Here is a 12,666-nt window from a genome sequence, read left to right on the forward strand (position 1 = left end):
AGGATCGAACCTGAGGTCTCATTTTATCTGACAGAGTATATTAAAAAGATCTGGTACAGCATAAATCGGGTAACTCTTCTGCAAAACGTGCAGCTGTGAAGATACAGAACAGCTACAAAGTCTGTTTTATGGTATTAAATGGGAAGATCAGCTTTTCGATTTCGCTGGAATACATATTCTCCGGAGTTACAAGCTGACAGCCGGAATTTACATTCTCATCGTAAGGTTTGCCCTGCAGCATACGCACAGTCTCCGTTACACCCAGATAGCCCATCTTAAACGCTTTCTGCACAACAATTCCCTTGAAGACACCCTTTTCCATAAGCTGAACCGCTTCCTGGGAGCTGTCTACCCCCACTACCTGGATTCGGTCTTCCATATCATGTTTCTGTACCGCCCGTGCTGCGCCTACAGAGGAATATTCATTCATTCCTGCAATCATTTCAAGATTCGGATATTTCTCCATCAGTTCTTCTGTAAGCTGGGAAGCCTTATCAAACTGGGAATTACAATATACTACGTCTACAACATTCTTATTATAATCCCCCAGACCTTCCCGAAAGCCCTGTTCTCTTTCGATTGCAGTGGAAACACCTTTTACATGACTTACAATTGCAATCTGAGAATCCTTATTTAAAAAAGTTCTGGCATATTCCCCCAGTTGCTTTCCTGCTTCCAGGTTATCTGTGGCAACTGTCATATCCTGAATATTGCTTTCTGTATAGGAATCTATAAATGTGATCTTGATTCCCTTATCTTTTGCCTTCTGCAATAATTCATCGGAAGCATCAAAGCTGGAAGGGGAAAATAATATTGCATCCGGATTTTTCTCAATGGCCTCTTCCAGAAGTTTATTCTGTACCTCCACATCCTGTTCTCTCTCCGGTGCCAGCACTTCCAGTTCTGCACCGCATTCCTGCGCCGCCATTCTTGTCCCTGAAATCAGGGAGGTCCAGAAGTCATTGGTTCCATCCTCTGTTTTCGGTATGTAAATTAATGACCACTTTTTGTTATTATTTTTTTGACGAATATAAAGCATTCCTCCGGAAACCAGACACACCGCCAGCGCTATGCATACAAGCATAAGCCATTGTTTACGCTTTTTCATGATGTTCCTCCTGCTCGATCGGAATTACCACTGTAACAGTCGTACCTTTTCCTTTTTCACTTTTATAGCTCAGACCATATTCCTTTCCATAGTACATACTGAGACGTCTTTGAACGTTGTATACACCGACACCATTAGAACGATAATTGACTTTATGCTTCTCAAAAATCCGGTTCAGGGTCTCCTCATCCATTCCCACACCGTCATCTGCTATTTCGATAACTGCATTTCCATCTTTCTGGTATCCGTTAACAGTAAGCATCCCTTTTGATTCCTTATATTTAAGACCATGATAAATTGCATTTTCCACAATTGGCTGAAGTACAAGTTTCACTATATGCACACTGTTAATAGATGGATCCACATTGATCTCAAATTCCAGTTTATCCTTATAGCGCATTTTCTGAATGGTGAGATAACTCTTTACATACTGGATTTCCTGGCCGATGAGGACCGTTTCATCTTCGTTGCTGATACTTTGCCGCAAAAGTCGTGCCAGAGAAGCGGTCATCAATACTACATCTTCATATTTCTTCCCTTCCGCCATCCAGATAATGGAATCCAGCGTATTATAAAGAAAGTGGGGATTGATCTGGGACTGAAGAGCTTTCAGTTCGCTCTTTCGCTTCAGTTCCTGTTCATGGACATTCTGTGCCATCAGATCTTCAATCTTATGGGTCATCACATTGAATGATGTGGTAAGACTTCCAATTTCATTCTGGGAAGGTATAACCAGATCATCTGCTGCCTTGAAATCTCCTTCCTGAACCCTTTCCATAGAATCACGAAGCTTCTGAATCGGAAGAGTTATGCTTCTGGCAATAAAGCTGGAAATAAGCATGGCGATCACAACCAGTACAATGGCCGTCATTACATATATGTTATTGGCCTCTTTGCTGCTCTTTAAAAGCTCTGCCATATTCATGCAGCCAACAATCGTCCAGCCAGTTATCTCAGAGCGGGCAAGTGTATAGATTTTTTCGTCATCTCCCTCTCCTGTTACTACCGTATCTGTGTCGGCATTCATAACAATATCAATGTTCTCCGTCTGAAGCTCATTATACAGCTGCTGCTGGCTTGGATGATAAACGATGTTTCCATTCTGATCCAGAATAAATACATATCCCTTATCCCCAATGCTGTTCTGGTCGCAGAGCTCACTGATGGCGCTGTAATTCAAATCAATAAATACAACACCGTCACTGTTTCCCGTGCCATAGAAATTGTGGACTTCGCGGCTTAAAGTAATCACCCACGGACGCTGCCCCTTGATCACATGCTGGACATGGGAAGAACTGAGACAATACTGATTGTAGTTATCTACCGCATTGGTGTACCACTCCTGAGTGGAAAGATCCAGATCCGGATTGGTGGCCTGATATCCGCTGTTTATAAGCATAACTCCATCTTTTTGCACGATTCCAATGTTGCAGATGTCATCACGGCCTTTCAGTATCGTACTAAATTGTTCCAGGAGACGTTTCCTGTGTCCTTCTTTTACAGCCTCATCCTCACCGATGCGCTGGTACAATAGCTGATACGCATCCTGGCTTTTTGCAATAACTGAGGCAATATTATCCATATATGTAATATACGAATCAACATTCTGATTCAGCTGATGTATAATTGTCTGGGTATAAATGGCAGAGTTCTCATAAACTGTAGAATTCGTATATCTTACTGATACTGCAGTCGCTGCAAGCACCGCACAGAGAACCAGAGCAGAAACAGCCACAAATATAGTGCTTTGAATACTTTTAAAGCCTTTAAGAAATTTTCGCTCTCTTTTGTTTTCATTCATAGGCTGCTCTCCCTTGCATTTTTCTCATTCATTTCAACTTTTTATTTTTCATACCTTTCATTACTGATTTCTGCAGAAATAATTCACCTGCTGTCAACAACTCTTTTATAGCTGCAATTATTCACTTCCGGATTCAATCATTTCCAGATCACATTCTGTCTGAAAATTTTCCTTAAGATTCTCTGAAATATGAATCTTCCCATCATCTGTTACCAGGATCACATTGAATTCTTCCCTGCGCTGCCGCCAGAATTGACAAGCTTTCTCATAACCCATGATATAAAGAGCCGTGGACATTCCATCTGCAAGTGTACCATCCCTTGATACGATTGTCACAGACAGCAGATCTCCATCTGCCGGATATCCTGTCCTGGGATTGATGATATGAATATAGGTCTTCCCATCTTCTTCAAAATACCGCTCATAACCGCCAGAAGTAATTACGGCTGATTTTCCACAGATAAAACACCAATATAATCCTGCTGTCCGCCTTTTGGATCACGTATTCCCACTTTCCAGCTGCTGCCGTCTGGCTTCGTCCCTATCGCCTGAATGTTTCCTCCAAGAGAAACCAATGCGGAAGAAACGCCATATTCCTGAAAAAGCTCTGCCAGCTTCTGACCTGTATATCCTTTTGCAATTCCTCCAAAATCAATCTGCTGATCTGCTCCAAGCGTTACAAACTTTGCTTTTTCTTTGCTGTCCCTGCCCTTTTCATCAGAGTCCCGGGTCTGTATTTCTACTTTATTTCCATCCACCAGTGCCAGTTTTTTTTGTACTTCTGCAGCTGTAGGCACATGATAATTACCTGTGGGAAATCCCCATAGCTTCATCACCGGATAAATCGTATCGTCAAAAAGTCCGTCTGTCTCCTGATAAATCTCTTTTCCCCGGAGGATCAGTTCTGCCAGATCATCTGTTGCCTGCAGATTTCCCTGTTCATTTAAGGCATATACTTCACTTTTACTGTTTTCTGCTGATAACATCGCATCCAGTTTCTGTACTTCTTCTATAGCTGCATCTACAGCTCTTTCACTGTTTTTACCATATGCGGTAAACTCCATATAGGTGTCCATCGCAAACAGCTGCTTCTGGCATTTCTGATTCTGAACAAAATACCTGGTTCCTTCTGTAAAAATCAAAATTCCAATACAAATGCCGGCTGCCGTCAGTACTTTTCTTTTCATAAGGATCTTTTTTCCCTTGCATACTCGGTAGGAGTCTTACCTGTCATTTTCTTAAAAGAAATCCCAAAATAATGGGGATCTGAAAAGCCCACCTTCTCCGCAATCTCATAGTTCTTAAGTGCAGTCTGTTCCAGGAGTTCCTTTGCCCTTTCCATACGGGTCTTACTGAGGAATTCCAGGAAAGTGCCTCCTGTGGCTTCCTTAAAAATAGTACTGAAATAGCTTGTACCAATATTCAGATAGGAACAGATATCATTTAATCCTAATTCCGGCTCATTGTAATGCTGACGAATATATTCCATAGCAAGTACTGCCTGCTTCTGACCGCTGGAACTGTTCAGGGAAGAGCATCTTTCAAATACCTCGTGAACATAGTCCTCTGCCATTTTAAAAGCTTCCTTAAAAGTTTTCTGTTCGGTTACCCGTCCCATGAGAATTTCTCTTTTGTGGAACAGATCTTCATTCTCGGAAGAAAGAGCTTCCCAGCAGCTTCCTGCATGGCGCAGAATCATCTGAAGGCAGACACAGGCCTGACTTTTATCCACTCTGGCCTTTTTGATCTCAGATTTCATAACAGAAAGAGCCTGATTCATCTCAGCTTCATTGCCTTTCTTGATTCCATCTACCATATCGCTTAATGGCTGCTGCAAAGAAATACTTCTCTCCGGATTCAGTGTTTCTGTGTCAATGAGCAGATTTCCGCCCAGTAAATAGCGCAGTTCAATAGCCTTCTCAGCCTGGTTATGAGACTGGATCGTATCTCCGGGATTCCTTACCCAGCCCCCAATTCCTGCTGAAGCTTCAATGCCGATCACTTCTTTTACTTTTTTCTGGATTTCCTGACAGATTTCCTGTATTTCTCTGGAAAACTCCCTGCTGCGGTTTCCCATAAAGAGGATACACACCCGGTTATTTCCTTCCTGATAGGCAATTCCTGCATTACGATCTGTCACGATCTCATCTGCAACATTAAATAAAACAAAAGCCATTAATGCGCTCTCCTGGCGTTTTTCCATATCAATCTGATGAATATCGGAAAACAGATCCATGTCAAATAACGCAACCCGATAAGATGCTGCCTCCAGATTAATTCCCATTCCAGACAATTCCTCCAGGCTCTCCTGCACATCCCGCGTACAGCTTACCAGAGATTCAATCGCTTTCGAACGAATCACCAGAGCATTTTTGTGATAATCCTGAGATGTCTTTGTGAGGGATTCTATTTTCTTCTTTTCTTTTCTCTGCAGATCTACTTTTTCTTTCATTTTGCCAATAACTTCTCTGAGCTCCATAGCAGTTACCGGCTTCAGCATGTATTCGCTTACATTATACTGAATTGCTTTCTTTGCATATTCAAATTCCCCGAAGCCACTGAAGATCACAATTACGATCTCCGGGTAATTATCATGCAGAAAATGGCTCAGTTCCATTCCATCCATATACGGCATCAAAATATCTGTGAGAACAATATCTACCGGATGGCTCTTCACAAAATCTGCTGCCTGCTTTCCGTTTTCGCAGTCTCCTACAAGCTGGCAATCCATGGACTTCCAGTCAATATTCTCCTTTATGGCGTCACGTACCAGGATCTCATCATCTACAAGTAAAATTCGATACATAGTTTTCGCTTTCCCTTTCTATACACAGCATGTACCTCATCGGCTCCCCCCCCCGATGCCTGTTTGCACATGGTATTCTATTAATTTCAGCTAAATATTATATTATCACATACCATAAAATCATGCAAACTAAACAAACAATTCCAGAGTTTGTTTAAAAAACATTGGTTACTGTTTACTAGTACATCGAAAATTAAGTATCTGCTATATTGACGCAGGATGATTTCTTCATATGCAAGGCGGAGGAAAGAGGCGTAGCGGTGGCTACGGCGACCGACGACAACTCAGCAGATGAAGAAATCAGACAAGTCAATATGGCAGTTACTTAATATTCGATGTACTAGTAACAAAAAAAGCTGCAAAGTTATAAGCATTATAAACCCTGCAGCTTTTCTGCTGTGTAAGATATTCAAAGAATTTTTGAAATTATAACCATTATTTTACAATCACTCCATCCTCATCCCAGAGATCGTGCCAGTCCTTTGCACCTTCCCACAGGAATACATGGCCTTTGATCAGACGGTTATTCTTATCAAGGGAACGGATGGTTTCCATCTCTTCTTCTGTCAGAGGATCTTCCGTGACACATTTCAGGTTCATGGTGTAATTCTTCTCTTTCAAAGAGAATGGAATTGGGGAAGCACCTCTCTGTACAGCCCATTTAATGCAGATAACTGCTGGATGTACACCATGTGCCGCTGCAATTGCTTTCAGCTCTGGCAGTTCAATATCCGCAATATCTTCTGGCATTTTATCACGTTCCGGACGTTCAGGAGAACCAATTGGGCAGAATCCTACCACTTCAATACCATGCGCTCTGCAATAATCAAACAGCTCCGGCTGCTGGAAGCATGGATGAAGCTCCATCTCGATCGCAGCTGGTTTAATTCTGCAAAGTGGAAGTACTGCCTCCAGTTTCGGGATTGTCATATTAGACATACCGATATGTTTCGTCAGACCCATATCTACCAGGCGCTCCATCTGGCGCCAGGTTTTCATAAAGCGCTCTACTGTAAACGGTTTGGAATCAGGATTTCTGGAATCCACATCACAATGTGGTGCATGATAGTTCGGGAATGGCCAGTGAACATAATACATATCCAGATAGTCAAGCTTCAGATCCTTTAAGGTCTTCGCACAGGCAATCAGTACATCTCCGTCACCATGCATATCGTTCCATACTTTGGAGGCAATAAAAAGTTCTTCTCTTTTTACAATACCTTCTGCAAATGCATCTGCGAAAATCTTTCCGATCATATCTTCATTTCCGTAACATGCAGCACAATCAAAAGAACGGTAACCTACGCGAAGTGCACCTGCAACAGAAGCAGAAACTGCGTCTGCATCTGCATGGTCACTTCCAAAAGTACCCATTCCAACAGCTGGCATCTTAGCGCCAGTATAAAGTGTTCTCTGCGGAACAATTGCCGGATCAATCATTGTCATTTTCTTATCCTCCTTAACATTTCTTTTGCACTATGGCTTTCAATTACAACGCAATTTACTTTCGCTTAATATCTTTTACTACATTTTCTTATAATTTAGTAACCTCAATCTGTGGAAGCAGTTTTTCCATATCTTCCATCACAAAAAATCCAGTCTCCTCGCGCATGGCTGCTGCCGCTGAAATAGCACTTGCCAGTTTCATTGTCTCAGGAAGTGAAAGTCTCCTGGATAAACCCAGTGCGAATCCTGCGATCATAGAATCTCCACACCCAACTGTGTTCACTGCATTTATTCTCGGAACCAGTGCACGGAAAATTCCTTCATTACCTACTGCAAGAGAACCGTCAGCTCCCAGGGAAACAGCTACGATTTCCACACCTTTTGCATGAATCTCTTTCGCCGCATCTATAATATCCTGAATATTATCACATTTCTTGCCTGTGAGCATGCGGATTTCATCAATATTGGGTTTGATCATAGTAGGTGCTGCTTCAATTCCCATTTCAAGAAGTTTACCACTGGTATCCAGAATAACCGGAATTCCTGCCTCTTTTACAATCTTTATAAGTCGCTGATAAGCAGTTCCATCAAGTCCTTTCGGAACACTTCCTGACATTGCAACTACTTTCGCTTCTTTTACAAGATTACAGAATTTTTCCTCAAATCCGGCAAAATCCTCTTCTGTAAGGGTAAACCCAGGTTCCAGAAATTCTGTCTGAACTTTATTAACTTCATCCCAGATATTAATACAGGATCTGCTCTCTGCAGCTACATGATAAAAAGCACTTTTAATACCAAACGGTTTCAATGCATTCTCAATATAAGCTCCTGCATAACCACCTACAAAACCTGTGGCAGTCACCTCTGCTCCGTAAATTGAAGCCGGCTTGGATACATTCAGACCTTTTCCACCAGGAACATAAGTACATTCCTTTACACGATTCACTTCTCCAGTCTTAAAGTTATTTACCACATACCGCTTATCAATGGCTGCATTTAATGTTACTGTCAGTATCATATGCTCAATCCTCATTCATCAGAAGAATCTTCCCCTTTACAAGACCAGGTGTCTTATAGAGCTGGAATGCTTCCTGAGCCTGACTCATTGGCATTTTGCGATAAATAAATCCCGGATCAAATTTCAGCTGACCGGTTGCAAAATAATGAGCTGTAAGATCCCACTCTTTGCCTGGGAACGGGGAACTATAGGACATCCAGGAGCCTGTAAGTTTGAATTCTTTACGATTCATATTCTCCCACTGCTTTGGTGTAAATGTAAGATCTGCATGAGGTGTTCCAATGAAGCATACGTGTGCCTTATTCGCAGCAAGTTCAAATGCCATATGCATAGTGGGAACCTGTCCGGCTGTTTCAAACACATATTCATAGCCCTTACCACCGGTAATTGCCATAGCCTCTTCCATATAATTCTCTTTGGTTGTATTGATAACTGCATCTGCGCCCATTCTCATGGCAAGATCCAGGCGTTCCTCACTAATATCAAATACGACAACCTTCTTGGAACCAAAGATCTTTGCCCACTGCATTGTGAATATGCCAATTGTTCCACATCCTAAAATTGCTACGCAGCGACCGCCCTGATAATCATTCTGAAGGAGTCCATGAAGAGCAACTGTGGATGGCTCGAACATTGCACCCTGTTCATAGGAAATAGACGGATCAAAAGGAATCGCATTCTGCTCTGGAATTACTACATAATCCGCATTACTTCCCTGCTGCCTGGAACCGATAAAACTGTAATGCTTACATAAGGAGAAGTTTCCATTCTGACAATCATCACACTTCATGCACGGAAGAAGCGGAGCCCCGGAAACGCGGTCGCCAACTTTCACCTTGGTGACCCCTTCGCCAACTTCTACTACATCACCAGAAAACTCATGTCCAAGAACGATAGGATAAAAATGAACACCATGATTCAATACTCGCGGAACATCAGAGCCACAAATGCCGGAAGCTTTTACTTTAATCTTTACCCAGCCTGGTTTTGCCTGCGGTTCTTCGATTTCCTGGTACTGTACATCCTCGTTTGCAACTACAACTGCTGCTTTCATCTTGAAATACCTCCTTACTTCCGTACCATCATAGCTTTCAGAGATTCATATAAATCCCTATATGTACGGTATGTCTTATTATAAACTTCTTTATTCTCAGGATTGGGCTCATGGCGTCTTGTCTCTTTCACTGTCATGGAAACCGCTTCCTCGTAATCTTTATAAAATCCAACTCCTACGCCAGCCAGGATTGCAGCACCTAATGTGGTTGCTGTATCGGAAGCAGGGACCACCACTGCCTTGCCTGTCACATCAGCCTTAATCTGAGTCCAGAGAAGGGAATTGGCTGAACCTCCCATAGCACGAAGAACTTCTGCTTTAGCACCTGCTGCTTCAGCCACCTCCAGATTATGGCGCAGGGAAAATGCTACGCCCTCCATACAGGCTCTTACCATGTGTCCCTTGGTCTTAGCAAAATCAAGTCCATAGAAAACGCCTTTGGCGTATGGATTCCAGACAGGGGATCTCTCCCCGGACATATATGGAAGGAACACAACGCCTTCACTTCCGGCTGGTACTGCCTCGGCAATTTCATTCAGTTGTTCCAGAGAGGATTTCCCGGTATCCGCCTTGCGGCTCCTCTCATAAGCTGCAAATTCTCTCTCAAACCAGCGCATGACACCGCCGCCTCCGGTAGTTCCTCCCTGAAGAAGCCACTTGCCTGGCACTACGTGATATCCTAAGATCAGACTTGGATCTGCTTTGTATGTATCTGTGCAGATGCTCATGCCACCAGCCTGTCCACCCTGCTCCTGGGTCTCCCCCGGATGGATCACACCTGCACCAAGTGTTCCACAGGCTGCATCCAGACCACCGGCCACTACAGGAGTTCCGACAGTCAGTCCACTCTGGGCTGCCGCCTCTTCCGTCACAGTTCCCACTATCTTATCGCACGCAACAATCTCCGGAAGAAAATCCACAGGAATTCCCATTTTCTCACACATCACTTCATCCCAGGTACCAGTACGCATATCAAAGCAATGCAGGCCATATCCCTGTGAAAGATCCTGTGTGATGGCACCAGTCAGTCTGTAAGCAATAAAGCTGTTTGATTGAAGGATCTTGTAAATCTTATTATATACTTCAGGCATATTCTCCTTATACCAGAGAATCTTCGCTGTGGTATAAGAAGGCTGAAGAGAATTACCTGCAACATTGAAAATATTCTCACTGCCGATTTCATTATTGAGTCTGTCGCAGATTTCCTGGGCTCTTGTATCCATCCAGATAGGTGTATCTGTCAGAACATTTCCCTCATGGTCAATGGCAATAGCGACCAGCTCTGCCCATCAATTCCCACTCCGGCAATCTGCTCTCCTGAAATATTACCTGTCTCCAGGCATTCGCAAATAGCGCCGCAAACCGCATGCCACCATTCATCCGGCTTCTGCTGCGCCCATCCCTCATGAGGATAATAAACAGGGTAATCCCCATTGGCGGAAGCCATCACCTTTCCGTTCTTGTTAAATATGGCAACCTTGCACGCGCTGGTTCCAATATCAATTCCTAATAAATAGTCTTTGCTCATCCTTGTCTCCTTATGGATTTCCCCATAAAAATATCAGTCTGAAGTTTCCGTACAATATGGTCAGGAAGCTCATCTCTTCCTTCAAGCCGTTCCAGCATGATCTGTGCTGTTTCCCTTGCAATTTTCTCTGTGGGCTGTGAAACAATGGTAAGTGCAGGTCTGCATGCACGGGCAAAAGGCAGATTGTCAAATCCCACCAGGGAAATCTCCTCTGGCATGGATACCCCCATCTCGTTAAGCCCGATCACTGCCCCCATAGTCATCTCATAGTTCGTCACAAAAACAGCTGTCATATCCGGATTCTCTTTCACCAGCTCTTCTACTGCCTGAACCCCTCCCTGGATCGTGTAATCACCATGACAGATCAGCTTTTCATCAACCGCAATTCCATGAGCCTTAAGTGCTTTCATATATCCTAACATACGCTGTCTGGCAGTGAATACCTCATCCGGTCCACCGATCAGACCAATCTTCTGATGCTGTTCTTCTACCAGCATGCCAACAGCCTTCTCAGCTGCATTTACATTATCCACCAGCACACAGTCGCAGGATATTCCCTGGATCATACGGTCGATAAGCACAATGGGTTTACCTGTTTTCTGAAATTCATTCAGATGGGCTCCAGTCATATCTACCGGCATATTGATAATTCCATCCACACGTTTCCGGGTAAGGAAATCCACTGCTTCTTTTTCAAGCTTCTTATCTGTTCTGCAGTCACAGACAATCGCTGCATATCCATGGCTTCGGAGGATGTCCTCCATTCCACTGATGATTCTGCGCAGAAAACATTGTTCAACTCTGGAATCACAACCCCCACTGTCTTGGTCGCATTGGTCTTCAGACCGCGGGCAACTTCATTTACTTCGTAATGTAATTCTTCGATGGCTTCTTCGATCTTGATACGGTTCTTCTCTCTTACATTCCCTCCATTGAAATAAGAGGAAATCGTTGCCAGACCAAGTCCTGTCCGTCTGGCAATATCTTTCATCGTCGCTGCCATAAATCAGCCTCTTACTCAGCCTTTCCGTCACAGCCGCAAACTTTCATACGGGCCATTACAAGCTCTTTCACAGCTGCAATTCCAGCCTTGCCATATGCCTTAGGATCAAATACCTTCTCATCCTCAAGTGTCTCTCTGACAGCCTTGGAGTATGCTGCACGAAGCTCGGTGGCAAAATTAACCTTACAGATTCCTCTCTTTACGCAATCCATAACATCCTCATCGCTAAGGCCGGAAGCGCCATGAAGAACCAGAGGAATATCTACAACTTCACGAATTTCACTTAAACGCTCCTTATCAAGAACAGGAGTTCCCACATAGAAGCCATGTGCTGTGCCGATTGCTACCGCAAGAGAAGTAACGCCGGTGCGCTCTACAAATCCTCTGGCTTCCTGTGGATCGGTATTGGTATCTGCAACTGCAACCAGGTCGTCTTCCTTACCACCTACCTTACCAAGTTCTGCCTCGCATGGGATTCCCATAGAAGCTGCTACGTCAGCCACCTTCTTGCTCACCTCAATGTTTCCTTCATAATCCAGCTTAGAACCGTCAATCATCACGGAAGTATATCCAGCCTTCAGTGCCTTCATCGCAAGATCAAAACTACTGCCATGGTCAAGGTGCAGGCAAACCGGAACGGAAGCCTTTGCAGCTTCTGCTGCAACGATTGCCTGATAGGTCTCAAGAGTGCCATATTTAATAGTAGATGGAGTAGTCTGGATCATAACAGGTGCTTTCAACTCCTCAGCTGCCTGAATGATAGCTTTCACCATCTCCATATTCTCTGCATTAAATGCACCCACTGCGTAACCGCCCTGCTGAGCCTTCAACAACATTTCCTTAGATGTAACAAGTGGCATATTCTCCTCCTTCTGCCTGCTGATACAGGCCGTGAATCTTCT

At 43.7% G+C, this 12,666-nt stretch carries 10 protein-coding genes and 2 pseudogenes; all 12 read right to left on the reverse strand.

The features are described 5' to 3' along the window. Nucleotides 1-112: 112 nt before the first annotated feature. Entirely contained in the window at nt 113-1,108 is a 996-nt protein-coding gene (locus tag DW904_RS01315; protein ID WP_118577751.1) for a substrate-binding domain-containing protein, read from the reverse strand. Further along, on the reverse strand, nt 1,095-2,909 hold the full coding sequence (locus tag DW904_RS01320) for a sensor histidine kinase (protein WP_118577752.1): 1,815 nt from the start codon (nt 2,907-2,909) through the stop codon (nt 1,095-1,097). The genes DW904_RS01315 and DW904_RS01320 overlap by 14 nt, the downstream gene beginning before the upstream one ends. A gap of 117 nt (nt 2,910-3,026) precedes the next feature. Further along, a pseudogene (locus DW904_RS23415) lies at nt 3,027-4,096 on the reverse strand (FAD:protein FMN transferase). Beyond that, nucleotides 4,093-5,715, reverse strand: a complete 1,623-nt coding sequence (locus DW904_RS01335; RefSeq protein ID WP_118577755.1) for a response regulator — start codon at nt 5,713-5,715, stop codon at nt 4,093-4,095. Before DW904_RS01335 ends, DW904_RS23415 begins: the two are co-directional and overlap by 4 nt. 435 nt (nt 5,716-6,150) lie before the next feature. Continuing rightward, a complete protein-coding gene (locus tag DW904_RS01340; protein WP_118577756.1) occupies nt 6,151-7,161 on the reverse strand; it encodes an aldo/keto reductase in 1,011 nt (336 codons plus the stop codon). Between the two features lie 88 nt (nt 7,162-7,249). Next, nucleotides 7,250-8,179: a 1-phosphofructokinase gene (pfkB, locus tag DW904_RS01345; protein WP_118577757.1), complete on the reverse strand. Its 930-nt coding sequence runs from the start codon at nt 8,177-8,179 to the stop codon at nt 7,250-7,252. 4 nt (nt 8,180-8,183) lie between these two features. Then, nucleotides 8,184-9,233 (reverse strand): galactitol-1-phosphate 5-dehydrogenase, encoded by a 1,050-nt coding sequence (locus DW904_RS01350; protein WP_118577758.1) that lies wholly within the window; start codon nt 9,231-9,233, stop codon nt 8,184-8,186. 14 nt (nt 9,234-9,247) lie between these two features. Continuing rightward, nucleotides 9,248-10,456, reverse strand: a complete 1,209-nt coding sequence (locus tag DW904_RS01355; protein WP_347561978.1) for an FGGY-family carbohydrate kinase — start codon at nt 10,454-10,456, stop codon at nt 9,248-9,250. Between the two features lie 17 nt (nt 10,457-10,473). Next, nucleotides 10,474-10,761 carry an FGGY family carbohydrate kinase gene (locus DW904_RS24830; RefSeq protein WP_347561979.1) on the reverse strand — a complete coding sequence of 96 codons (288 nt, stop codon included), beginning with the start codon at nt 10,759-10,761 and terminating at the stop codon, nt 10,474-10,476. Further along, nucleotides 10,758-11,525, reverse strand: a complete 768-nt coding sequence (locus DW904_RS01360) for a substrate-binding domain-containing protein (RefSeq protein WP_347561980.1) — start codon at nt 11,523-11,525, stop codon at nt 10,758-10,760. Before DW904_RS01360 ends, DW904_RS24830 begins: the two co-directional genes overlap by 4 nt. Nucleotides 11,526-11,680: 155 nt before the next feature. Beyond that, a pseudogene (locus tag DW904_RS24835) lies at nt 11,681-11,764 on the reverse strand (hypothetical protein); the annotation flags it as partial. Nucleotides 11,765-11,775: 11 nt separating this feature from the next. Further along, nucleotides 11,776-12,624, reverse strand: coding sequence for a class II fructose-bisphosphate aldolase (locus DW904_RS01365; RefSeq protein WP_118577759.1), 849 nt, complete (start codon nt 12,622-12,624; stop codon nt 11,776-11,778). Between the last annotated feature and the right edge of the window lie 42 nt (nt 12,625-12,666).

The sequence above is a fragment of the Ruminococcus sp. AM42-11 genome (assembly GCF_003480145.1).
GTDB lineage: Bacteria > Bacillota > Clostridia > Lachnospirales > Lachnospiraceae > Blautia_A > Blautia_A faecis.

Bases quoted from the DNA above. Each gene is read 5' to 3' on its own strand.
- DW904_RS01315 (WP_118577751.1), bottom strand. From the start codon at position 1,108: ATGAAAAAGCGTAAACAATGGCTTATGCTTGTATGCATAGCGCTGGCG.
- DW904_RS01320 (WP_118577752.1), bottom strand. From the start codon at position 2,909: ATGAATGAAAACAAAAGAGAGCGAAAATTTCTTAAAGGCTTTAAAAGT.
- DW904_RS01335 (WP_118577755.1), bottom strand. From the start codon at position 5,715: ATGTATCGAATTTTACTTGTAGATGATGAGATCCTGGTACGTGACGCC.
- DW904_RS01340 (WP_118577756.1), bottom strand. From the start codon at position 7,161: ATGACAATGATTGATCCGGCAATTGTTCCGCAGAGAACACTTTATACT.
- pfkB (WP_118577757.1), bottom strand. From the start codon at position 8,179: ATGATACTGACAGTAACATTAAATGCAGCCATTGATAAGCGGTATGTG.
- DW904_RS01350 (WP_118577758.1), bottom strand. From the start codon at position 9,233: ATGAAAGCAGCAGTTGTAGTTGCAAACGAGGATGTACAGTACCAGGAA.
- DW904_RS01355 (WP_347561978.1), bottom strand. From the start codon at position 10,456: ATGGATACAAGAGCCCAGGAAATCTGCGACAGACTCAATAATGAAATC.
- DW904_RS24830 (WP_347561979.1), bottom strand. From the start codon at position 10,761: ATGAGCAAAGACTATTTATTAGGAATTGATATTGGAACCAGCGCGTGC.
- DW904_RS01360 (WP_347561980.1), bottom strand. From the start codon at position 11,525: ATGGAGGACATCCTCCGAAGCCATGGATATGCAGCGATTGTCTGTGAC.
- DW904_RS01365 (WP_118577759.1), bottom strand. From the start codon at position 12,624: ATGCCACTTGTTACATCTAAGGAAATGTTGTTGAAGGCTCAGCAGGGC.